The organism is Pseudomonas sp. UMAB-08 (assembly GCF_900095225.1).
Classification (GTDB): Bacteria; Pseudomonadota; Gammaproteobacteria; order Pseudomonadales; family Pseudomonadaceae; genus Aquipseudomonas.
The window spans coordinates 107,471-129,760 of record NZ_LT607421.1; the positions used below are offsets into that span (position 1 = coordinate 107,471).

Here is a 22,290-nt window from a genome sequence, read left to right on the forward strand (position 1 = left end):
TGGACAGGCAACGCTAGGAACCGGAGGCTGGCGCCACTATAATGTGCGGTTCTTCGAATCACCTGATGATCACGCATGGCCAAGAAGCTTTATATCGAAACCCACGGTTGCCAAATGAACGAGTACGACAGCTCGCGCATGGTCGATCTGCTGGGCGAACATCAAGCCCTGGAAGTCACTGCTCGCGCAGAAGATGCCGACGTCATCCTGCTCAATACCTGCTCGATCCGCGAACGTGCCCAGGACCGGGTTTACTCCCAACTGGGCCGTTGGCGTGAACTGAAACTGGCCAAACCGGACATGGTGATCGCCGTCGGCGGTTGCGTGGCCAGCCAGGAAGGCGCAGCGATTCGTGATCGCGCACCCTACGTGGACGTGGTCTTCGGCCCACAGACCCTGCACCGTTTGCCGGAAATGATCGACGCCGCGCGCACCACACGCCTGCCTCAGGTCGATGTGTCGTTCCCGGAAATCGAAAAATTCGACCACCTGCCCGAGCCTCGCGTCGATGGACCGAGCGCCTATGTGTCAGTGATGGAAGGTTGCAGCAAATACTGCACCTTCTGCGTGGTGCCCTACACCCGGGGCGAAGAAGTCAGCCGTCCGTTCGACGGTGTTGTCGCCGAAGTTATGCACTTGGCCGAAAACGGCGTACGCGAAGTGACGCTTCTGGGGCAGAACGTCAACGGCTATCGCGGCGCGACGCATGACGGGCGCGTGGCCGATCTGGCCGAGTTGATCCGAGTGGTCGCGGCAATCGACGGCATCGACCGTATTCGCTACACCACCTCGCACCCGCTGGAATTTTCCGACAGCCTGATCCTGGCCCACGCCGAAGTGCCCGAACTGGTCAAACACCTGCACTTGCCGGTGCAATCGGGTTCCGACCGGATCCTGTCGGCGATGAAGCGCAATCACACCACCCTCGAATACAAATCCAAGCTGCGCAAACTGAGAGCCGCCGTACCGGGCATCAGCATCAGCTCGGACTTCATCGTCGGCTTCCCCGGCGAGACCGAAAAAGATTTCGAGCAGACCATGAAGCTGATCGAAGACGTGGGTTTCGACTTTTCGTTCTCCTTCGTCTACAGCCCACGACCGGGTACGCCTGCGGCCGACTTGAAAGATGAAACCCCTGAAGCGCTGAAAAAGCAGCGCCTGGCCGCCTTGCAGCATCGCCTGAATCAGCAGGGTTTCGAGATCAGCCGGCAGATGGTGGGCAGTACTCAGCGAATCCTGGTGACCGATTACTCGAAAAAAGACCCCGGCGAGTTGCAGGGTCGCACCGAGAATAATCGAATCGTCAACTTCCGCTGCGACAATCCCAAGCTGATCGGTCAGTTCGCCGACGTCTATATCGACGACGCACAGCCGCACTCGCTGCGGGGGTCATTGTTGCAATAAGCCGACGCACACAACTTTGTAGGCGCTGGTGAGTTCAACGAGTCCGCGACTGCTTCGCAGCGGGTCGCGGGCAAGCCCGTTCCTACAGTTTTGCGGTGCGAGCCAATCGCCCCAACCACCATTAGTAAGTGAAGGCTTTCCCACACAGATTTACGGGGTTATCCTTGATTCCATCTCCATTGCCATAGGGCGGCTATAAACGACCTTGAACGCACCCATAGCACCTCATCGTTTCATCCTCGAACCTTTTGAGGCCCATCGCTTCGCAAATCTGTGCGGGCAGCTCGACGAGCATTTGCGCTTGATCGAACAACGCCTGGATATCGAAATCCGCAATCGCGGTAATCAATTCGAATTGATTGGCGAACTTAAACACACCACTTCTGCCGAAAACCTGCTGCGCCGTCTGTACCGGGAAACCCAAGGTACGGATCTGTCGCCAGACATGGTTCACCTGTTCCTCCAGGAATCGGGCGTAGACGAACTGGACAACCACCCTGCTGCCGAAGTCGGCGTAGCCTTGCGCACGAAAAAGGGCATGATTCGCCCGCGCGGCTTGAATCAGCAGCGTTACGTCAAAGAGATTCTGAGCAACGACATCAACTTCGGTATTGGCCCGGCGGGTACAGGCAAGACGTATCTTGCGGTTGCCTGCGCGGTGGACGCACTGGAGCGCGAGCAGATTCGACGCATCCTGCTGGTGCGCCCGGCGGTCGAAGCGGGCGAAAAGCTCGGCTTCCTGCCCGGCGATCTGGCACAGAAAATCGACCCGTACCTGCGCCCGCTGTATGACGCGCTGTATGAAATGCTCGGCTTCGAATATGTCGCCAAGCTGATCGAACGTCAGGTGATCGAAGTTGCACCGCTGGCCTATATGCGCGGTCGCACACTCAATAACTGCTTCATCATTCTCGACGAAAGCCAGAACACCACCGTCGAACAGATGAAGATGTTCCTGACCCGCATCGGCTTCGGCTCCACGGCCGTCATCACCGGCGACATCACTCAGGTCGACTTGCCCAAGGGCACCAAGTCGGGTCTGAACCATGTCATCGACGTATTGAAAGACGTGCCAGGCATCAGCTTCACCCACTTCAAGCCCAAGGATGTGGTACGCCACCCGTTGGTGCAGCGCATTGTCGAGGCCTATGAGCGCTTCGAAGATCGCTTCAGCGACGAGCCGCCGGCCAGAGCCTCCTCCAACAGGGACAACCGCCGCGATGCTTGAGCTGGACCTGCAACTTGCCAGTGAAGCGCCTGCCCCCAACGAAACCCAGTTCCGCCAATGGTGCGAACTGGCGTTACGTCAACGCAGCGCTGATTCGGAGCTGACCATTCGCCTGGTCGACGAAGCTGAAGGCCGCGAACTCAATCACACCTGGCGCCACAAGGACTACGCGACCAACGTGTTGTCCTTTCCCGCCGACGTGCCTGATGAGTTCCTGGATATTCCGCTGCTCGGCGATCTGGTGATTTGTGTGCCAGTGGTGGTTCGCGAAGCCTCCGAACAGGGCAAGACACTCGATGCCCATTGGGCGCATCTCGTCATTCATGGCTGCCTGCATCTGCTGGGTTACGACCACATAGACGATGCCGAAGCCGAAGAAATGGAAGCACTGGAACGAACGTTGCTTGAGGAACTGGGCTACCCCGATCCTTATGCCGACGACGAAACCGCTGACCATCATCATCCAGAGACAACCAGCAAGGACCACGAGTAAGGGCTATGAGCGAAGACCGATCGAGCACCGGGCAAAAGTCATGGCTGGGGAAAATCACCCAGGCTTTTGCCCACGAGCCGAAAAACCGCCAGGAGCTGCTTGAACTCCTGCGCGAAGCCCACCAGAACAAGCTATTGGACAGCGAAGCGCTGGCCATCGTCGAAGGCGCCATTCAAGTGGCTGACCTGCAAGTGCGCGACATTATGGTGCCGCGTTCGCAGATGATCAGCATCAAGGCGACCCAGACCCCTCGTGAGTTTCTTCCTGCCGTCATCGACGCCGCGCACTCGCGCTATCCGGTGATTGGCGAAAGCCACGATGACGTGCTCGGCGTGTTGCTCGCCAAGGACTTGCTGCCGCTGATCCTCAAGGAAAACGGCGAAAACGAAAGCATCACCAATCTGCTGCGCCCGGCGACGTTCGTGCCTGAGTCCAAGCGTCTGAACGTGCTGCTGCGTGAGTTCCGCGCCAACCATAACCACATGGCCATCGTCATCGACGAATACGGCGGCGTGGCCGGTCTGGTGACCATTGAAGACGTGCTGGAACAGATCGTCGGCGATATCGAGGACGAGCACGATGTCGAGGAAGACAGCTATATCAAACCGCTGCCCAGCGGCGACTTCCTGGTCAAGGCCCTGACCCCCATCGACAGCTTCAACGAGTTCTTCGACAGCGAGTTCTCCGACGACGAATTCGATACGGTTGGCGGTCTGGTGATGAGTGCGTTCGGCCACTTGCCAAAGCGCAATGAAACCACGGAAATTGGTGCTTATCGCTTCCGTATCCTCAATGCCGACAGCCGTCGCATCCACTTATTACGCTTGAGTCCCATCTCCCGCTAAGGAATGTAAATGCGCTGGATCACCCGCCCCGGCTGGCCCGGTAACCTGCTGGCCATGGCGGCCGGCGCGATTACCACCCTGGCCCTGGCGCCTTTTGATATCTGGCCAGTGGCCCTCGTATCACTGGTCGTTTTTTACCTTGGTTTGCGTGAACTGAATCCCCGTCAGGCCTTGGGCCGTGGCTGGTGCTATGGCTTCGGCCTGTTCGGCGCAGGCACCAGCTGGATCTACGTCAGCATCCACACCTATGGCGGCGCGTCAGCCCTGCTGGCCGGTCTGCTGATGCTGGCGTTCATCGCGGCCATCGCCCTGTTCTTCGCCCTGCCCGCCTGGATCTGGGCGCGCTGGATTCGGCGCAATGAAGCGCCGCTGGCCGACGCCCTGGCCTTCGCCGCGTTGTGGCTGGCCCAGGAAGCCTTTCGCGGCTGGTTCCTGACCGGCTTCCCTTGGCTTTACTCCGGCTACAGCCAGCTTGACGGCCCTCTGTCCGGCCTTGCCCCGATGGGCGGTATGTGGCTGATCTCCTTTACCCTGGCCCTGACCGCCGCCCTGCTGTGCAACCTGCCACGGCTGCGGGCGCGCAAGGCGTTTCTCGGTGCGGGCGTGCTGCTGCTTTTGGCGCCATGGGTGCTGAGCCTTGCGCTGAAAAACCACGAATGGACATCCCCGTCGGGTCCGCCATTGAGCGTTGCAGCGATTCAGGGCAACGTTGAACAAAGCATGAAGTGGGACCCGGCGCAGTTGAACGCACAATTGGCCCTGTATCGCGACATGACGTTCAGCTCCAGACGCGCGGACCTGATCATCTGGCCAGAGACTGCGATTCCGGTACTGAAGGAGTCGGCGGAAGGCTTCCTGACAATGCTCGGCAAATTTGCGGCCGATCGCGACTCGGCACTGATCACCGGTGTGCCGCTTCGTCAGCAAGGCGGACGCGGCGAGTACCGCTACTACAACGCGATCACCGTGGTCGGCGAGGGTGACGGCACGTACCTGAAACAGAAGCTGGTGCCGTTTGGTGAATACGTACCCTTGCAGGATCTGCTGCGCGGACTGATCACCTTCTTCAACCTGCCGATGTCGGACTTTGCTCGCGGACCAAGCGATCAGGCACTGCTGCAAGCCAAGGGCTATCAAGTCGCACCGTACATCTGCTACGAAGTGGTCTACCCCGAGTTCGCCGCAGGCTTGGCCGCCCAAAGCGAGCTGCTGCTGACCGTCAGTAATGACACGTGGTTCGGCACCTCAATCGGCCCGCTGCAGCATTTGCAGATGGCGCAGATGCGGGCACTTGAGGCTGGACGCTGGATGATCCGTGCCACCAACAATGGTGTGAGCGGGCTGATCAACCCGTTCGGCAAGATCACCGCGACCATCCCGCAGTTCCAGCAGGGGATCCTGTATGGCGACGTAGTGCCGATGCACGAACTGACGCCCTATCTGCGCTGGCGTTCGTGGCCGTTGACGATTTTCTGTGTATTCCTGTTTGGCTGGGCCTTGTTGGCCGGTCGGATTGCCAAGACCGTCTGACGCCCTACGGCAGCTCCCACAGGCAGGCTGCGCGCCGCTGTGGGAGCAACTGTCTTCATCCGCGAAGGCGTCGTCATTGCAACGCCGGACCAGAAGCGCACCCTGCCCTACTGATACACCAACGGATACATCAATAATCCCACCGCTTCATTGAGCAACAGCCCACTCTGCCAAACCGCTTTGCTCTCTGGCAGCCAGCCCTTGAACGGCCGGGCATTGTCTACGCCAACAAACCCTACCGGCGCACTGATCACCGTAAAACCGGCCTGTTCGAAACTCCAGCGCGCCCTTGGCATGTGCCAGGCCTGCGTCACCAGCACCACCCGCTTGATGCCCAACGGCTGCAACACCGCAGCGGTCATCGTGGCGTTTTCCCACGTGGTCCGGCTGAGCCCTTCTTGCCAGCGCACGGTAACGCCAAAGTCATTTTGCAACGAGTCCGCCATGATCGCCGCTTCACTTGGCGGTTCGTCGTAGTGCAGGCCGCCGGTGGTCAATATCGGCAGCCCTGACGCTTTTGACATACGCGCAGCAAAACGCATGCGTTCCAGTGCCAGGCCGGTAGGGATGTCGCTGCCCCACGTAAGGTCTTTGCGCTCACGCCCGGACCCCAACACCACAATGGCATCGGCCTGTTGCCCAAGGGTCGCCCATTGGGCCTGCGCCAACGGCGGCTCTTGCTCAAGCGCGCGCGCCGCCCACTCCACGGCAATCGGCAGGCTCATCACCCATAACCCGACAAACCCCAGAACGAAGCACAGCCCGGCGAGGCGCGGGCGAGAACGACGAAACCACCAGGCAAGCAAAAGCAGCAGCAAAAGAATGCCGGGCGGCAGGAGCAATTGTTTGAGCAAGTATCGAATAGGCATCGAGCATCTCCAGAGATGCTCGAAGCCTAGAAGGATTAACGCTAAGCAACAATGCTTATCAAGCAGGCCCGCAGCCTGCGTAGGCTAACGTGCAACGGTGTAACGTTTGCTGACTATCACAATCACCTGAAAGACAACGATTTAACCTTTATCGAAACCTTGTCGCGCTTTTTATCCTTCAACCAGATGACCTCGGCTGAACGACGCGGCGTCGAAATCGACCCATCAAGCTCCGGTGCAGGAGAAGAACCCCTCCACACATCATCAGCCTTAAAACCAAAAGCGCCTGTGTCCAGATAGGCTTCGATCAACTCGAATTCAGCAGGACTCAGACCACGCAACTCCAGATCAACAGGTACTTCATCACGAAGCCAAACTGCTGTTTTGGCCACATCCAGGGCGATCCCCAGACGATTAATCAAGCGGTCGTATAGCTCGGGTTTTACTGCTGTTTGCTGCAACTCTGCCATCCGCTCACCTCATCGAAGATAAAACATGCACCCTCATTCAACAGCTTAGCGCTGCTCTCCGATTCAGCCCGATGCCGCGACCAACGGCCTCGGAGGGCATCGACGAAGCAATCAGGGTTTCCCTCGATAGTCGGCGCTCATGTATGCTACGGCGCTTCCTGTAATTCCACTTCCCGCTCTCCTGAGCCCGAACGCACCGCACAGGCAGTCTCAATCTTCCGGCAAGCGGTGCCGACCGATTCAGAGTTGCAACGAAGAGGTTAAGGTCACCCCTTTTTAGTAAAAAGTAGCCATGCACGAACTCTATCAGCCCCGCGAAATCGAAGCCGCCGCCCAAACCTTTTGGGACGAGCAAAAATCTTTTGAAGTCAGTGAACAGCCAGGCAAAGATACTTTTTATTGCCTGTCGATGTTCCCTTACCCCAGCGGCAAGCTGCACATGGGTCATGTGCGCAACTACACCATCGGTGACGTGATCGCCCGCTACCAGCGCATGCTGGGCAAGAATGTCTTGCAACCCATGGGTTGGGACGCGTTCGGCATGCCCGCGGAAAACGCCGCGATGAAGAACAACGTGGCCCCGGCCAAGTGGACCTACGAAAACATCGCCTACATGAAAACCCAGCTGCGAAGCCTGGGCCTGGGCGTCGACTGGTCACGTGAAATCACCACCTGCAAACCCGATTACTACCGCTGGGAACAATGGCTGTTCACTCGCCTGTTCGAAAAAGGCGTGATCTACCGCAAGAACGGCACCGTCAACTGGGACCCGGTGGACCAGACCGTACTGGCCAACGAACAAGTGATCGACGGCCGCGGCTGGCGTTCCGGCGCGCTGATCGAGAAGCGCGAAATCCCGATGTACTACTTCAAGATCACCGCTTACGCGGAAGAATTGTTGGAGGGTCTCGACGAATTGCCGGGCTGGCCTGAGCAAGTCAAAACCATGCAGCGCAACTGGATTGGTAAATCCCGTGGCATGGAAGTGCAATTTCCGTATCACCAGGCTTCGATTGGTGAAGCTGGCGCACTGAAAGTGTTCACGACACGTCCGGACACCCTGATGGGCGCGACCTATGTCGCCGTTGCCGCAGAACACCCGCTGGCGACCTTGGCGGCGAAAGGCAACCCTGAGCTGCAAGCGTTCATCCTTGAATGCAAAAGCGGCAGTGTCGCGGAAGCGGACATCGCCACCCAGGCGAAAAAAGGCCTGCCAACTTCCCTGTTCGTCGAGCACCCACTGACCGGCGAAAAATTGCCGGTGTGGGTCGCCAACTACGTATTGATGCATTACGGCGATGGCGCCGTAATGGCTGTCCCGGCTCACGACGAACGCGATTTCGAGTTCGCCACCCAGTACAACCTGCCGATCAAGGCCGTTGTGCGCACCAGCGCTGGCGATGAAACGCCTGCCCCGTGGCAGGATGCGTATGGTGAACACGGCGAACTGATCAACTCCGGCATTTTCGACGGGCTGGATTTCGCAGGCGCCTTCGACGCCATTGAAGTCGCCCTGCAGAAAAAGAGCCTCGGCCAATCACGCACTCAGTTCCGCCTGCGCGACTGGGGCATCAGCCGTCAACGCTACTGGGGCTGCCCGATCCCGATCGTGCATTGCGACACCTGCGGTGACGTGCCGGTCCCTGAAGACCAGTTGCCGGTTGTATTGCCAGAAGACGTCGTGCCCGATGGCGCCGGTTCGCCGTTGGCGCGCATGCCTGAGTTCTACGAATGCGCCTGCCCTAAATGCGGTGCACCGGCAAAACGCGAAACCGACACCATGGACACCTTCGTCGAGTCCTCATGGTATTACGCTCGTTATGCCTCGCCGCACTATGAAGGTGGCATGGTCGACCCGGAAGCAGCCAACCACTGGTTGCCGGTGGATCAGTACATCGGCGGCATCGAACACGCAATCCTGCACCTGCTGTATGCGCGCTTCTTCCACAAGTTGATGCGCGACGAAGGCCTGGTCACCTCCAACGAACCGTTCAAAAACCTGCTGACCCAAGGCATGGTCATCGCCGAAACGTACTATCGCCTTGAGGCCAACGGCAGCAAGACCTGGTTCAACCCGGCCGATGTCGAACTCGTGCGTGACAGCAAAGCCAAGATCATCGGCGCCACACTGATCAGTGACGGCCTGCCGGTCGAAATCGGCGGCACCGAGAAGATGGCCAAGTCGAAGAACAATGGCGTCGACCCGCAGTCGATGATCGATCAATACGGCGCCGATACCTGCCGTCTGTTCATGATGTTTGCCTCGCCACCCGACATGAGCCTGGAATGGTCCGATTCGGGCGTCGAAGGCTCGCACCGGTTCTTGCGTCGGGTCTGGCGTCTGGCTCAGGCGCATGTCAGCCTGGGCTCAACGGTCAAACTTGCCATCGCCGCCTTGAGCGACGAGCAGAAAGTCATTCGCCGCGCGATCCACCTGGCCATCAAAAACGCCAGCCAGGACGTCGGCCAGCACCAAAAATTCAACACGGCCATCGCTCAGGTGATGACGCTGATGAACGTGCTGGAAAAGGCCGCGCACACTACCGAACAGGACCGTGCACTGCTTCAGGAAGGTCTGGAAACCGTCGCCCTGCTGCTGGCCCCGATCACCCCGCACATCAGCCATGAGCTGTGGGGCCACTTGGGCCACAGCGGCGCAATCATAGACGCTGGCTGGCCGGTACTGGATCAGACCGCGCTGGTGCAAGACAGCCTGGTGTTGGTCATTCAGGTCAACGGCAAGCTGCGTGGACAGATCGAAATGCCTGCCAGCGCTACCCGCGAAGAAGTCGAAGCAGCGGCGCGCATCAATGAAAACGTGCTGCGTTTCACCGAAGGCCTGACGATCCGCAAAGTGATCGTGGTCCCTGGCAAGCTGGTCAATATCGTCGCAAGCTAATGGCATCAAGCGCCCGGTATCGATCGGGCGCTGAACACAACTTTCAGGGGACGCAACGTCGGCCCCTACGGATTCAAGGGGAGCATCAAATGATCAAACGCAATTTGCTGGTGATAGGTCTCGCCCTGTTGCTCGGCGCCTGTGGTTTCCAGCTGCGTGGCACGGGCACTAACCAGCTGACGATCACAGAAATCGATCTGTCTGCACGTAACGCTTACGGCGAAATCGTGACTCAGTTGCGTCAGACCCTGGAAGGCAGCGGCGTGCGGGTTCATTCCGGTGCACCGTACAAACTGATTCTGGTCGATGAAAACGAATCGCAGCGCTCCCTCAGCTACACCGGCGCGTCAGGTTCGGCCGAATATGAAATGACCGCCGTGCTCAACTATCAGATCCATGGCGCTCAAGACCTGTCGCTGCTCGACGGCAAGCTGCAAGTGCAGAAAGTCTACGTGCATGACGGCAACAACTTGATGGGCTCTGATCAGGAAATGGAGCAGGTTCGTAAAGAAATGCGCAACCAGCTCGTCCAGAACATGATGGTTCGTCTGCAACTGCTGACTCCGACCCAACTGGAGCAACTGCAGCAGACCGCAGACAACAAAGCAAAAGCGGATGCTGATGCCCTGGAAGCTGCGCAGAAAATCGAGAACGAGACACCTCGACAATCGCCTATTGAAATCCCTTCCCGATAAATGCCTCGGGGCCGGTTCGCTGGCCCCGGCATCTTCTGACCTATGAAGCTCACTCCAGCCCAACTCGGCAAACACCTCCAGGGCAACCTTGCGCCGGTGTATGTCGTCAGCGGCGATGATCCGTTGCTGTGTCAGGACGCGGCAGACGCCATCCGCGCGGCCGTACGCCAGCAAGGTTTTGACGAACGCCAGGTGTTCAGCGCCGATGCCAGTTTTGATTGGGGCACGCTGTTGCAGGCGGGCGCCAGCATGTCGTTGTTCGCGCAAAAGCGCCTGTTGGAGCTCCGTTTGCCTTCGGGCAAGCCCGGTGACAAAGGCGCGGCAGCACTGATCGAGTATTGCTCGCGCCCGGCCGAAGACACGATTCTGTTGATCAGCCTGCCAAAACTCGACGGCAGTGCGCAAAAAACCAAGTGGGGCAAGGCGCTGGTTGAGGGTCCACACACGCAGTTCGTGCAAATCTGGCCGGTGGATGCCAGCCAGTTGCCGCAGTGGATTCGTCAACGCCTGTCACAGGCCGGCTTGACGGCCAGCCAGGATGCGATCGAACTGATCGCCGCCAGGGTCGAAGGCAACTTGCTGGCCGCTGCACAGGAAATCGAAAAGCTCAAACTGATGGCCGAAGGTGGCCAGATAACCGTCGAAACCGTGCAAGGGGCTGTGGCCGACAGTGCACGTTTCGATGTTTTCGGTTTGACCGATGCCATTCTCAACGGCGAAGCCGCTCATGCGCTGCGCATGCTTGAAGGCCTGCGCGGCGAAGGGGTGGAAACGCCGGTGATTCTCTGGGCCCTGTGTCGTGAACTGCGGGTGCTGGCCAACCTGGCGTTGCAGTTCAGCCAGGGTATCCCGCTGGACAAGGCCTTCAGCCAAGCCAGACCGCCGATCTGGGACAAACGCAAACCGCTGATGAGCAAAGCCCTGCAACGCCACTCTGCGCAACGCTGGGGCCAGTTGCTGATGGATGCTCAACGCATCGATGCACAAATCAAGGGCCAGGCCGCCGGTTCGGCCTGGAGCAGCTTGAGCCGATTGGCGCTGCTGATGGCTGGACAGCGGCTGAATTTGCCTGCTGAGTAAACCCTGATCCCTGTAGCCGCTGGCTTGCCTGCGATAGCAGACATCTATTAGACAGATCCCTCCGTCAAGCGGATGATTTGCACCGATTCAACCCCCAATGAGAGAGTATCCGCCATGAGCAAGCCGTCCAGGCCCAACAAGGCCAAGTCCATCATCGCCCAGCCGTTGTTCCGCAGTCGTCAGGAACCCGCCGGCAAGGGCAAAGGCAGCTACCGCCGCGAAGCCTTCCAGTCTAAAAGCTGGGAGGCTTCTTACTTTCTGGCCGCCTGAACCGTCGCCACTCTTGCCAAGGCCCCTTCGAACGTACAGGCATGATAAGGTCTGCGTTTGTCGGTAATACCCTGGACCCAAGCATGCCCTCTAGTTTTTCCCGTCGTTGGCATTTTCGCCAACTGATCACCGCCTCCAGCTTCATCCTGTTAGTCGCCTGCGCGGAAAAACCGACCGCAGCAGACGCCACGCCTCTTCAAGTCGCTAACACCCCTGCGGCTGCCGCGTTGCCTGCGAGCCCGCCCGCCACTGTGCCCGGCGATAACGAATTCGATATTCAGCCCACCATGAGTTTCAGCGACTGGGAAGCCGGTTTTCGAGTCGAAGCGCTGAAGGCTGGCATTCGGGCCGATATTTTCGACAGAGCCTTTGCCGGCGTCGTGCCGGACATGACCGTGGTCAAATTTGATCGCAGCCAGCCCGAATTCACTCGCCCGGTCTGGGAATACCTGGACGGCGCCATGTCTGCGGTGCGCGTGCGCAAAGGTCAGGCCTTGCTCGTGCAATACGCCGATGTGTTGCAAAGCATTGAACAACGCTATGGCGTCGACCGCCAGGCACTGGTCGCGATCTGGGGCATGGAAAGCAGCTTCGGCCAGTTCCAGGGCACACAATCGGTGATTCGATCGCTTGCGACGCTGGCCTACGAAGGCCGTCGTCCAGGCTTTGCGCAAAGCCAGTTGCTGGCGGCGCTGGAAATTCTTCAGCACGGCGATATCGCGCCCGAGAACATGCTCGGCTCGTGGGCGGGTGCCATGGGCCAGACGCAGTTCATCCCCACCACCTATAACACCCATGCCGTGGACTTCGATGGCGACGGTCGTCGCGATATATGGAATACCCCGGCCGACGCTCTGGCCTCGACAGCTCACTACCTGCAAAGCTCGGGCTGGCAAAAAGGTCAGCCGTGGGGGTTTGAAGTCAAGCTGACGCAAGGCTTTGACTACGCACTGGCCGATGCCTCGACACGCAAAACCGTAGCCGAATGGCAGCAGATGGGGCTCAAGCTACCCAGCGGCAGCGCCCTGCCCGCCAATGTCGCGCAACTACAGGCTGCCCTGCTATTGCCAGCGGGTTACCGAGGCCCGGCATTTCTGGTGCTGGATAACTTCCGCACGATCCTCAAGTACAACAACTCGTCGTCCTACGCCATGGCCATCGGCCTGCTGTCCGAGCGTTTCAACGGCGGCGGCTATGTACTGGGCGATTGGCCGCGCGGAGACCTTCCTCTGAGCCGCTCTGAGCGCATAGAGCTGCAAACCCTGCTCTCGTCACGGCAGTACGACGCAGGCGCGCCTGACGGCATCATCGGCTCCAATACGCGCAAAGCAATCCGTAGCGCACAACAGTCGTTCGGCTGGCCGGCCGATGGTTACCCGACTCATGAACTGCTGGATAACCTGCGCAAGCCGTAACGGCCTCTTCGCAGGCAAGCCTGCGCCTACAGGTGATCACGTTCACCCTGTGAGGGCAGACACCACAAAAAAGGGCCGGATATCACTATCCGGCCCTTTTTTTGATCAGCGCCTATTCAGCTCAGATCATGGCCTTGATCGCGGCACCCGCCTGCTCATCGGCATGGTACGAAGAACGCACCAGCGGGCCTGAGGCGACGTTCTTGAAGCCCATTTTGTAGCCTTCCTCAGCGAACCAGGCGAAGACGTCAGGGTGCACGAAACGCTCCACTGGCAAGTGGCTGCGCGACGGTTGCAGATACTGGCCGAGGGTCAGCATGTCGATATTGTGCTCACGCATACGCTGCATGACTTCGATGACTTCCTCGTCGGTTTCGCCCAGACCCAGCATCAAGCCGGATTTGGTCGGTACGTGCGGGACCATCTCCTTGAAGCGTTGCAGCAAGGTCAGCGACCACTGGTAATCCGAACCCGGACGCGCAGCCTTGTACAGGCGCGGCACGGTTTCCAGGTTGTGGTTGAACACATCCGGCGGCTCTGCAGCGGTGATTTCCAGCGCGATGTCCATGCGTCCACGGTAGTCCGGGACCAGGGTCTCAAGCTTGACGTTTGGCGACAGCAGGCGAATTTCACGGATGCAATCGGCAAAGTGCTGGGCACCGCCGTCACGCAGGTCATCCCGGTCAACCGAGGTGATCACCACGTATTTGAGGCGCAGATCGGCGATGGCAACGGCCAGGTTTTTCGGCTCGTCGACGTCCAGGGCTTTCGGTCGGCCGTGGCCAACGTCACAGAACGGGCAACGACGGGTGCAGATATCACCCATGATCATGAAGGTGGCGGTGCCGCCGGAGAAACACTCGCCCAGGTTCGGGCAGGATGCCTCTTCGCACACGCTGTGCAGCTTGTGCTTACGCAGCAGTTGTTTGACGCGGTCTACTTCGGGAGAAACCGGGATACGGACACGAATCCAGTCGGGCTTCTTCGGCAAGTCGACGGTCGGAATGATCTTTACCGGAATCCGCGCGACTTTTTCCGCGCCGCGCAGCTTCACGCCGGCTTCCACTTTCGGACGGGCCGCATGCTCAGCGATGTCGAGCGTCGGGATAAGGGTTGGCGCAGTGTCAGTCGCAGTAGTCATAGTCAGTCGATTCCGCCCGTTAGGGTCGTCTGCTCAGCATAGTCGAGGTGTTTGACGAGCTGCGCGCGCAGCCGGGCACTTACCTCGGCAAATTCAATCGGGCCTGCATGGTCGCGTAGCTGGGTCATTGCCAGCCCCGCATACCCGCAGGGATTAATTCGTCGAAACGGTTCAAGGTCCATGTCCACATTCAGCGCCAGGCCGTGGAATGAACAACCGTTGCGAATCCGCAGGCCGAGGGAGGCGATTTTCGCTCCATCGACATAGACACCCGGCGCATCCGCTTTCGCTACCGCTGTTACGCCGTAGCTGGCCAACAGTGCAATCAGGCTACGCTCGATCCGGGTGACCAGTTCGCGCACGCCGAACCCCAGGCGCCGCACATCCAGCATCAGGTAGGCGACCAGTTGGCCCGGCCCATGATAGGTCACTTGACCACCACGATCGACCTGTACCACCGGAATATCACCCGGCAGCAACAGATGTTCGGGTTTGCCTGACTGACCTTGGGTAAACACAGGAGGGTGCTGCACCAGCCAGACCTCGTCACCCACATCGCGCGCACGCTCGTCGGTGAAACGCTGCATGGCGTGCCAGGCCGGCTCGTAAGCGACCAGCCCCAGGTCACGGAAGCCCAGGCTGCCGGACATCAGAGCACCATGTGCACGAAACCCGTAGCGCGCAACGCACTATTGATATCACGCAATTGTTCTTCGCCAGTCGCGGTGATGTGCAGCTGTACGGTGGTGTATTTGCCATTGCTGCTTTGACGCTCGGCGAGCGTGGCAATGTCGAGCGTGGCGTGTTTGGCCAGGGTCTCGATCACAAGGGCAGTGAAACCTACGCCGGTGTCGCCGATCACCTTGATCGGGTAGTCGAGGCAGGGAAATTCGATTTTATGCGACTTAACGTCGGTATCAGTCATGGCAGTAACGGCCTCGTAAGCCGTGACGAGCGGCACGCACCGCGCTCTGGGTCAGAGCCGGTGCACGCCGGTCGGCAATATCAGTTGAACAAACCGTAGAAGAACAGGCGGATGCTGTCCCACACGCGACGGAAGATTCCACCCTGGTCGACAGCGTCGAGGGCGATAAGGTCGGCAGTGTGCACGACCTTGTCGTCCATTTTCACTTCAACTTTACCGATCACGTCGCCCTTGGCGATAGGCGCAACCAGCTGTGGATTCATAGTCATGCTAGCGGCCAGCTTTTTCAATTGGCCTTTAGGCAATGTCATGGTCAGGTCATCAGCCAGACCGGCTTTGACTTGATGCTCGGCGCCTTTCCAGACAGCTGCCTGAGCCAGCTCAGTGCCCTTCTGATAGAACGTCTGGGTTTCGAAGAAGCGGAAACCGTAAGTCAGCAGCTTTTGAGTCTCGGCCGCACGAGCCTGTTCACTGTTGGTGCCAAACACCACGGCGATCAGACGCATACCATCACGCACTGCCGAGGACACCATGCAGTAACCCGCTTCGTCGGTGTGACCGGTTTTCAGACCATCAACGGTCTTGTCACGCCACAGCAGCAGGTTGCGGTTAGGCTGTTTGATGCCGTTCCAGAAGAACTCTTTCTGCGAGTAGATCGCATAGTGAGCAGGGTCTTCATGGATGATCGCGCGGGCCAGCACGGCCATGTCATGAGCCGACGAGTAATGCTCCGGGTTTGGCAGACCGGTCGGGTTCATGAAGTGGCTGTTGGACATGCCGAGGTCGCCGGCAGTTTTGTTCATCATGTCGGCGAAAGCATCTTCGCTGCCGGCAATGTGCTCGGAGAGCGCGACGCTGGCGTCGTTGCCCGACTGGATAATGATGCCGTGCAGCAGGTCGCTGACGGTGACCTGGGTGCCCACTTTGATGAACATCCGCGAACCGCCTGTGCGCCAGGCGTTTTCGCTGACGGTCACTGGATCGTTTTCACCGATCTGGCCGCGACGGATTTCCAGGGTCGCAATGTAAGCCGTCATCAGCTTGGTCAGGCTTGCGGGCGCCAAACGCTGGTCGCCGTTATTCTCGACCAGAACGTTACCGCTGGAGGCGTCCATGAGCACGTAGGCTTTGGCGGCCAGTTGCGGCGGCGATGGCATCATCTGTTCAGCCGCCCAGGCGGCAGGGGCGATGATAAGCGGGACTAGCAGGCACAGGCGTTTTGCAAAGGTGGTGATGTTCATCCGTCTCTCGAAATTGCTAATGGGCAAACATGCCCTCGCGGGCAAAGCTAATCTGACTGGCGAAAAAATGACGTTTTCATCCGGTCTGCGACGCCAGGCATTACCCCTGGCTTACAAAACAGCCTGATTGATCAGGCTGCCCTGTGAACAGTTGCATGTATCGCTTGCTCTGTCGGCAAGTCACCGTCGGACAAACAACTGCACATCAACCCTGAACCAACCAGGGTTGAATTATTAATCCGACGTCACCACGCTCGGCTGGCCAAGATTGGCCGACCGGACGCTGGCTTGTAATTGCTGGGCTTCACCCTGAGTGTCTATCGGCCCCATCCGCACCCGATACAGCGTTTGCTGACTGCGTACTGTCGAGCTGACGAACACTGGAGTTTGCACCATCCCGCTCAACTTCGACCTCAGGAGTTCCGCAGCGTCCGGGTTGGCGAAAGCGCCCACCTGGAGATACAGCCCAGAGGCTTGTGCGGAAGCGTTTTTTTTTGCATCAATTTGCATGGCCGGAACTGCCACAGCGTGCTGCTGGGGCGGTGGCGTATATTGCTCGACCGTTCCAGTGGAAGCCGTAAAGGCAGGCGGCGCAGCCTGGGCGATGACTTGCGGTTGTTCAAGCATCAGCGGCGCTGGACGTCCGCGCTGCGCCCACCATTCCTGCGGGTCGATACCTTCAACCTTGACCCGCGCAGTGCCGATTTCGGCGTAACCGAGCTTTTTCGCGGCCGCGTAGGACAGGTCGATAATCCGGTCGGAATAGAACGGCCCACGGTCATTGACCCGCAGGATCACGCTCTTGTTGTTGTCCAGATTGGTCACACGCACATAGCTGGGCAACGGTAACGTCTTGTGAGCGGCACTCATGCCGTACAGGTCGTATTTTTCACCGTTGGCCGTGTCCTGGCCGTGGAACTTGGTGCCATACCAGGACGCGGTTCCCGACGCTACGTAGCGCTTGGAGTCCGACAGCGGGAAATAGGTCTTGCCCAACACGGTGTAGGGGTTGGCCTTGTACGGGCCGTTATGCAGGGTCGGCACTGCATCCGGAATCCGCGAGACATCGACATCCCACCACGGCGCACCATCTTTGTGCGCACGGTTGATGTCCAGACCGGGGCCCGAACGCACAGTCGTGCTCTGTGGCGAGCGGCTGGTCGAGCAGCTGGCCACCAGGATGGTCAAGGCTGCAAAGGCCAGGAACTTTAGTGGTTTGCGAATCGGCAATGCCCGCATTACTTGACGCCCCGTGCTTGGACCAGCAGTTCAGACAGTTGATGCACGGCCATGGCGTACATCACACTGCGGTTGTAGCGCGTGATTGCATAAAAATTCTTCAGGCCCATCCAGTATTCGGGGCCATTTTCGCCATCGAGCCGGAAAGCGGTCACCGGCATATCATCGCGCAGCGCATCATGACTCGACCACCCCAACGCTCGCAACTCCCCAACATTCTTTACCGGATCGATTCCGGGGCTCAAACCTTCGTCGGCATGCTCACCGCGCACCGTCGCAAGGCTCACAACGGGCTCGCCCGCGACCCAACCGTGACGCTTGAAATAGCTGGCAACGCTGCCAATTGCGTCATCCGGGTTGGTCCAGATATTAATGTGACCATCACCGTCGAAATCCACGGCATACGCCCGAAAACTGCTGGGCATGAACTGCGGCAATCCCATGGCACCGGCATACGAGCCTTTAAGTGTCAGGGGATCAACTTGCTCTTCACGCGCCAGCATCAGGAACTCGCGCAACTCCTTGCGGAAGAAGTCGGCACGCGGCGGATAGTCGAAGCCCAACGTCGACAAGGCGTCTATTACGCGGTAGTTGCCGGTGTTGCGACCATAAAATGTTTCCACGCCGATGATCGAAACGATGACTTGAGCCGGTACGCCGTACTCCTGCTCGGCACGTGCGAGAGCCGCTTCGTGCTGACGCCAGAAGTCCACGCCACGCGCGATGCGCGCATCAGTGACGAAGATCGGCCGGTAGTCCTTCCACTGTTTTACCCGTTCGGCCGGACGAGAAATCGCGTCGAGAATGGCCTGTTTGCGTTCTGCTTCGCGGAAAACAGCCATGAGCTGTTCACCGGCAAACCCATAGTCGCGGGTCATTTCACCGACGAATTCAGCCACTTGCGGCGAGCCTTCGTAATCGCCTGCGGCCGCCTCCTGCACTGAACCAAGGATGCCCACCAGGCCGACCAACGGAGCATATCGAGCAGCCCAGCTACGCATTACTTGCATTGAGTTGTTCACCTTAATCAAACCTGTGCGATCCACTTACGATGGGTATGGACCGACATCAAAACCCCAAACGCTGACAGCAGTGTTACCAGGGAGGTTCCGCCATAGCTAATAAATGGCAATGGGACACCTACAACCGGCAACAGGCCACTGACCATACCGATGTTGACGAAAACGTAAACAAAAAACGTCATTGTCAGGCTGCCGGCCAACAATTTGCCAAACAGCGTCTGCGCTTGAGCGGTGATCACCAGCCCTCGACCGATCAGCAGGACATAGATCAGCAACAGGGCGCAAATGCCTACCAGGCCGAACTCTTCACCCAACACCGCAATGATAAAGTCGGTGTGGCTTTCCGGCAAAAAGTCCAGGTGCGACTGCGTGCCCAGCAACCAGCCCTTACCAAATACGCCGCCCGAACCAATCGCCGCCTTGGACTGAATGATGTTCCAGCCCGTGCCCAGTGGATCGCTTTCCGGGTCGAGGAAGGTCAGGATTCGTTGTTTCTGGTAGTCGTGCATGAAGAAAAACCACATGCCGACCGCCACCGGCACGGCGGCGGTGACCACGCTGATAATCCAGCGCCAGCGCAGGCCGGCCATGAACAGCACAAAAGTACCCGACGCCAGAATCAGCAGAGAGGTGCCCAGGTCCGGCTGACGCACGATAAGGATGAACGGAAGACCGATCAGCCCCAGGCTCAAGGCCACGTGCTTCAAGTGCGGCGGCAACGTGTGCTTGGCCAGGTACCAGGCGATGGTCGCCGGCATGATGATTTTCATGAATTCGGAAGGCTGGAAGCGGATGACACCGGGAATGTTGATCCAGCGGGTCGCACCCATGGCGTTGTGGCCCATGACGTCCACTACCACCAGCAGCATCAGCCCCACTACGTAGGCGGCCGGTACCCAGCGCGCCATGAAGCGCGGCTCGAGTTGCGCGATGATGAACATCGACACCAGACCGATACCAAAGGAAGTCGCCTGCTTGATCAGCAGATCCCAATTCTTGCCGCTGGCCGAATACAGCACGAACAAACTGCCAGCGGCCAGGGTCAGCAACAGGATCAACAGCGGCCCGTCGATATGAATGCGCTGAAGGAAACTGGCGCGACGGCGCATCACGTCTTCGCTGGAAAGGATGCGGTCGAAATTACTCTTCACGGGCCGAAGCCTCCGCATTTGAGGTGCTGGCGTACTCAGGTTTGAGCACGCCGTCCGGGCCGAGCAACCAGGCATCCATCACCTGACGGACCACGGGGGCCGCGACGCCGGAACCGGACTCGCCGTTTTCCACCATCACTGCCACGACTATTTTCGGGTTATCCGCCGGGGCGAAGCCGACGAACAGGGCGTGGTCACGGTGACGCTCCTGAATTTTGGTGCGGTCATACTTCTCGCCCTGCTTGATTGCCACCACTTGAGCTGTACCGCTTTTGCCGGCAATCCGGTATGGCGAACCGATCGCCGCCTTGCGCGCCGTACCGCGGGCGCCGTGCATCACTTGTTGCATGCCGTGGTTGACCTTGTTCCAGTCCGAGGCGTCACGCAGCACGATGTCCGGCATCGGGTTTTCGTCTACCGGCGGCAAGCCTTCGATGGTTTTTGCCAGGTGCGGACGATTCCACTTGCCCTTGTTGGCCACCAGCGCAGTCGCTTGCGCCAGTTGCAGCGGGGTCGCCTGCATATAGCCCTGACCGATACCGAGGATCAGCGTCTCGCCAGGAAACCAGGCCTGACGCCGGGTCATCCGCTTCCAGTCTCGCGACGGCATCAAGCCCGGTGACTCTTCGAACATGTCCAGCGAGACCTTCTGCCCGATCCCGAACTTGTTCAGGTACGACGACAGCCGGTCGATGCCGAGCTTGTGTGCCAGGTCGTAAAAGTAAGTGTCGTTGGAGCGCATGATCGCCGTGTCCAGATCGACCCAGCCATCACCCGTGCGGTTCCAGTTGCGGTATTTGTGGTCGTAGTTCGGCAATTGGTAATAGCCCGGGTCAAATACCCGGGTGGATGCCGTGACGACGCCACTGTCGAGCCCGGCGATAGCAACCGCCGGTTTGATCGTCGAACCCGGCGGGTACAAGCCACGCAGAATACGGTTGAACAAGGGCCGGTCAATGGAGTCCCGCAGCTCGGCATAGGCTTTGAAGCTGATGCCGGTGACAAACAGGTTAGGGTCGAAACTCGGCTGACTGACCATCGCCAGCACTTCGCCAGTACGTGGATCAAGCGCGACCACAGCACCGCGACGCCCGGCCAATGCAGCTTCGGCGGCTTCCTGCAGTTTGATGTCGAGGCTCAGGACGATGTCTTTGCCTGGCGAAGGATCGGTGCGTTTAAGCACACGCAATACTCGCCCACGGGCGTTGGTTTCAACTTCTTCGTAGCCCACCTGACCATGCAGCTCCGGCTCGTAGAAACGCTCGATGCCGGTTTTGCCGATATGGTGGGTGCCGCTGTAATTGACCGGGTCGAGCACCTTGAGCTCTTTCTCGTTTATCCGCCCCATGTAACCCACCGAGTGCGCGAAGTGCGCGCCCTGCGGATAGTGGCGAACCAACTGCGCAACCACCTCAACGCCGGGCAGCCGGAACTGGTTGACCGCAACGCGGGCAATTTGCTCTTCAGTCAGCTCAAACAGAATCGGCACCGGCTCGAATGGCCGACGCCCCTGCTTCATGCGCTTTTCGAACAGCATCCGATCATCAGGCGTCAATTCCAGCACGCTGACGATGACGTCCAGCACCTGCCCCCAGTCGCCAGAACGCTCGCGGGTCATGCTCAAGCTGAAACTGGCCCGATTATCGGCGACGACCACCCCATTGCGGTCGTAGATCAACCCACGGGGTGGCGGAATCGGCTGAACATGAACCCGGTTGTTCTCTGACAGGGTCGAGTGATACTCGTACTGGATGACCTGCAGAAAATACAGCCGCGCAATCAGCACGCACACCAGTACCACCACCGCCACAGCCCCGACCACGACTCTGCCGCGCACTAGGCGGGCATCTTTCTCGTGGTCCTTGAGGCGAATCGGCTGGGACATTTAGGGCGAGTTCACACGACTACTTGTGATAAGGGTGCCCGGACAGAACAGTCCAGGCGCGATACATCTGCTCACCAATGAGGATGCGCACGAGAGGATGCGGCAAGGTCAGCGGGGACAACGACCAGCGTTGTTCGCTGCGCGCGCAGACCTCCGGTGCCAGCCCTTCCGGGCCGCCGACCATGAGATTCACCGTGCGCGAATCCAGACGCCAGCGATCGAGTTCGACCGCCAACTGCTCGGTGCTCCACGGCTTGCCGTGCACTTCGAGGGTGACGATACGCTCGCCCGGCTGCACTTTTGCCAGCATGGCTTCGCCTTCCTGACGGATAAAGCGCGCCACGTCGGCATTCTTGCCCCGGGTATTGAGCGGAATTTCCACCAGTTCGAGCGCCAGTTCGGATGGCATACGCTTGGCATATTCATGCCAACCTTCCTCCACCCACTTTGGCATGCGCGAACCGACAGCGATCAAACGCAGACGCACA

The 22,290-nt window shown here is 59.1% G+C and carries 21 protein-coding genes; 10 read left to right on the top strand and 11 right to left on the bottom strand.

Annotation, left to right across the window (positions count from 1 at the left end; genetic code table 11):
• Positions 1-75: 75 nt before the first annotated feature.
• From miaB to lnt, 5 genes are all read left to right on the top strand, one after another.
• The gene (miaB, locus tag K0F75_RS15065; protein WP_219062667.1) at positions 76-1,404 is read left to right on the top strand and encodes a tRNA (N6-isopentenyl adenosine(37)-C2)-methylthiotransferase MiaB; all 1,329 of its coding nucleotides are present in this window, start codon (positions 76-78) and stop codon (positions 1,402-1,404) included.
• A 205-nt stretch (positions 1,405-1,609) separates the two neighbouring features.
• On the top strand, positions 1,610-2,632 hold the full coding sequence (locus K0F75_RS15070; RefSeq protein WP_219062668.1) for a PhoH family protein: 1,023 nt from the start codon (positions 1,610-1,612) through the stop codon (positions 2,630-2,632).
• Positions 2,625-3,125 carry an rRNA maturation RNase YbeY gene (gene ybeY, locus K0F75_RS15075; RefSeq protein WP_219062669.1) on the top strand — a complete coding sequence of 167 codons (501 nt, stop codon included), beginning with the start codon at positions 2,625-2,627 and terminating at the stop codon, positions 3,123-3,125. The genes K0F75_RS15070 and ybeY overlap by 8 nt, the downstream gene beginning before the upstream one ends.
• A gap of 5 nt (positions 3,126-3,130) precedes the next feature.
• Complete coding sequence (locus K0F75_RS15080) at positions 3,131-3,970, top strand: HlyC/CorC family transporter (RefSeq protein WP_219062670.1); 840 nt, start codon at positions 3,131-3,133, stop codon at positions 3,968-3,970.
• 9 nt (positions 3,971-3,979) lie between these two features.
• A complete protein-coding gene (gene lnt, locus K0F75_RS15085; protein ID WP_219062671.1) occupies positions 3,980-5,500 on the top strand; it encodes an apolipoprotein N-acyltransferase in 1,521 nt (506 codons plus the stop codon).
• Between the two features lie 107 nt (positions 5,501-5,607).
• Here lnt and K0F75_RS15090 read toward each other — a convergent pair whose 3' ends face one another.
• Positions 5,608-6,369: a YdcF family protein gene (locus K0F75_RS15090; RefSeq protein ID WP_219062672.1), complete on the bottom strand. Its 762-nt coding sequence runs from the start codon at positions 6,367-6,369 to the stop codon at positions 5,608-5,610.
• 122 nt (positions 6,370-6,491) lie between these two features.
• Positions 6,492-6,839, bottom strand: coding sequence for a hypothetical protein (locus K0F75_RS15095; RefSeq protein ID WP_219062673.1), 348 nt, complete (start codon positions 6,837-6,839; stop codon positions 6,492-6,494).
• 292 nt (positions 6,840-7,131) lie between these two features.
• Here K0F75_RS15095 and leuS point away from each other — a divergent pair, with 292 nt between their 5' ends.
• The 5 genes from leuS (at position 7,132) to K0F75_RS15120 (ending at position 13,198) form a co-directional block, all read left to right on the top strand.
• Positions 7,132-9,738, top strand: a complete 2,607-nt coding sequence (gene leuS / locus K0F75_RS15100) for a leucine--tRNA ligase (RefSeq protein WP_219062674.1) — start codon at positions 7,132-7,134, stop codon at positions 9,736-9,738.
• Between the two features lie 89 nt (positions 9,739-9,827).
• Positions 9,828-10,433 carry an LPS assembly lipoprotein LptE gene (lptE, locus tag K0F75_RS15105; protein ID WP_219062675.1) on the top strand — a complete coding sequence of 202 codons (606 nt, stop codon included), beginning with the start codon at positions 9,828-9,830 and terminating at the stop codon, positions 10,431-10,433.
• 42 nt (positions 10,434-10,475) lie between these two features.
• Positions 10,476-11,513 carry a DNA polymerase III subunit delta gene (holA, locus tag K0F75_RS15110; protein WP_219062676.1) on the top strand — a complete coding sequence of 346 codons (1,038 nt, stop codon included), beginning with the start codon at positions 10,476-10,478 and terminating at the stop codon, positions 11,511-11,513.
• A gap of 114 nt (positions 11,514-11,627) precedes the next feature.
• On the top strand, positions 11,628-11,783 hold the full coding sequence (gene arfA, locus K0F75_RS15115; protein ID WP_219062677.1) for an alternative ribosome rescue factor ArfA: 156 nt from the start codon (positions 11,628-11,630) through the stop codon (positions 11,781-11,783).
• Between the two features lie 83 nt (positions 11,784-11,866).
• Positions 11,867-13,198 (top strand): lytic murein transglycosylase, encoded by a 1,332-nt coding sequence (locus K0F75_RS15120; protein WP_219062678.1) that lies wholly within the window; start codon positions 11,867-11,869, stop codon positions 13,196-13,198.
• Positions 13,199-13,319: 121 nt separating this feature from the next.
• Here the strand turns inward: K0F75_RS15120 and lipA are convergent, their stop codons facing one another.
• From lipA to rlmH, 9 genes are all read right to left on the bottom strand, one after another.
• On the bottom strand, positions 13,320-14,339 hold the full coding sequence (lipA, locus tag K0F75_RS15125; protein WP_257604394.1) for a lipoyl synthase: 1,020 nt from the start codon (positions 14,337-14,339) through the stop codon (positions 13,320-13,322).
• A 2-nt stretch (positions 14,340-14,341) separates the two neighbouring features.
• A complete protein-coding gene (gene lipB / locus K0F75_RS15130) occupies positions 14,342-14,989 on the bottom strand; it encodes a lipoyl(octanoyl) transferase LipB (protein ID WP_219062679.1) in 648 nt (215 codons plus the stop codon).
• Entirely contained in the window at positions 14,989-15,264 is a 276-nt protein-coding gene (locus K0F75_RS15135) for a DUF493 domain-containing protein (RefSeq protein WP_219062680.1), read from the bottom strand. Before K0F75_RS15135 ends, lipB begins: the two co-directional genes overlap by 1 nt.
• A gap of 80 nt (positions 15,265-15,344) precedes the next feature.
• Positions 15,345-16,505: a D-alanyl-D-alanine carboxypeptidase family protein gene (locus K0F75_RS15140; protein WP_219062681.1), complete on the bottom strand. Its 1,161-nt coding sequence runs from the start codon at positions 16,503-16,505 to the stop codon at positions 15,345-15,347.
• Between the two features lie 234 nt (positions 16,506-16,739).
• Positions 16,740-17,744, bottom strand: coding sequence for a septal ring lytic transglycosylase RlpA family protein (locus tag K0F75_RS15145; RefSeq protein ID WP_219062682.1), 1,005 nt, complete (start codon positions 17,742-17,744; stop codon positions 16,740-16,742).
• On the bottom strand, positions 17,744-18,754 hold the full coding sequence (gene mltB / locus K0F75_RS15150) for a lytic murein transglycosylase B (RefSeq protein ID WP_219062683.1): 1,011 nt from the start codon (positions 18,752-18,754) through the stop codon (positions 17,744-17,746). The genes K0F75_RS15145 and mltB overlap by 1 nt, the downstream gene beginning before the upstream one ends.
• Before the next feature lie 17 nt (positions 18,755-18,771).
• A complete protein-coding gene (gene rodA, locus K0F75_RS15155; protein ID WP_219062817.1) occupies positions 18,772-19,875 on the bottom strand; it encodes a rod shape-determining protein RodA in 1,104 nt (367 codons plus the stop codon).
• Between the two features lie 31 nt (positions 19,876-19,906).
• The gene (gene mrdA, locus K0F75_RS15160; RefSeq protein WP_219062684.1) at positions 19,907-21,802 is read right to left on the bottom strand and encodes a penicillin-binding protein 2; all 1,896 of its coding nucleotides are present in this window, start codon (positions 21,800-21,802) and stop codon (positions 19,907-19,909) included.
• 19 nt (positions 21,803-21,821) lie between these two features.
• Positions 21,822-22,289: a 23S rRNA (pseudouridine(1915)-N(3))-methyltransferase RlmH gene (gene rlmH, locus K0F75_RS15165; protein ID WP_219062685.1), complete on the bottom strand. Its 468-nt coding sequence runs from the start codon at positions 22,287-22,289 to the stop codon at positions 21,822-21,824.
• Position 22,290: the final 1 nt, after the last annotated feature.

Excerpts from the sequence above, each read along its gene's own strand:
- miaB (WP_219062667.1), top strand. The coding sequence starts at position 76 with ATGGCCAAGAAGCTTTATATCGAAACCCACGGTTGCCAAATGAACGAG.
- ybeY (WP_219062669.1), top strand. The coding sequence starts at position 2,625 with ATGCTTGAGCTGGACCTGCAACTTGCCAGTGAAGCGCCTGCCCCCAAC.
- K0F75_RS15080 (WP_219062670.1), top strand. The coding sequence starts at position 3,131 with ATGAGCGAAGACCGATCGAGCACCGGGCAAAAGTCATGGCTGGGGAAA.
- lnt (WP_219062671.1), top strand. The coding sequence starts at position 3,980 with ATGCGCTGGATCACCCGCCCCGGCTGGCCCGGTAACCTGCTGGCCATG.
- K0F75_RS15090 (WP_219062672.1), bottom strand. The coding sequence starts at position 6,369 with ATGCCTATTCGATACTTGCTCAAACAATTGCTCCTGCCGCCCGGCATT.
- K0F75_RS15095 (WP_219062673.1), bottom strand. The coding sequence starts at position 6,839 with ATGGCAGAGTTGCAGCAAACAGCAGTAAAACCCGAGCTATACGACCGC.
- leuS (WP_219062674.1), top strand. The coding sequence starts at position 7,132 with ATGCACGAACTCTATCAGCCCCGCGAAATCGAAGCCGCCGCCCAAACC.
- lptE (WP_219062675.1), top strand. The coding sequence starts at position 9,828 with ATGATCAAACGCAATTTGCTGGTGATAGGTCTCGCCCTGTTGCTCGGC.
- holA (WP_219062676.1), top strand. The coding sequence starts at position 10,476 with ATGAAGCTCACTCCAGCCCAACTCGGCAAACACCTCCAGGGCAACCTT.
- arfA (WP_219062677.1), top strand. The coding sequence starts at position 11,628 with ATGAGCAAGCCGTCCAGGCCCAACAAGGCCAAGTCCATCATCGCCCAG.
- K0F75_RS15120 (WP_219062678.1), top strand. The coding sequence starts at position 11,867 with ATGCCCTCTAGTTTTTCCCGTCGTTGGCATTTTCGCCAACTGATCACC.
- lipA (WP_257604394.1), bottom strand. The coding sequence starts at position 14,339 with ATGACTACTGCGACTGACACTGCGCCAACCCTTATCCCGACGCTCGAC.
- lipB (WP_219062679.1), bottom strand. The coding sequence starts at position 14,989 with ATGTCCGGCAGCCTGGGCTTCCGTGACCTGGGGCTGGTCGCTTACGAG.
- K0F75_RS15135 (WP_219062680.1), bottom strand. The coding sequence starts at position 15,264 with ATGACTGATACCGACGTTAAGTCGCATAAAATCGAATTTCCCTGCCTC.
- K0F75_RS15140 (WP_219062681.1), bottom strand. The coding sequence starts at position 16,505 with ATGAACATCACCACCTTTGCAAAACGCCTGTGCCTGCTAGTCCCGCTT.
- K0F75_RS15145 (WP_219062682.1), bottom strand. The coding sequence starts at position 17,744 with ATGCGGGCATTGCCGATTCGCAAACCACTAAAGTTCCTGGCCTTTGCA.
- mltB (WP_219062683.1), bottom strand. The coding sequence starts at position 18,754 with ATGCAAGTAATGCGTAGCTGGGCTGCTCGATATGCTCCGTTGGTCGGC.
- rodA (WP_219062817.1), bottom strand. The coding sequence starts at position 19,875 with ATGCGCCGTCGCGCCAGTTTCCTTCAGCGCATTCATATCGACGGGCCG.
- mrdA (WP_219062684.1), bottom strand. The coding sequence starts at position 21,802 with ATGTCCCAGCCGATTCGCCTCAAGGACCACGAGAAAGATGCCCGCCTA.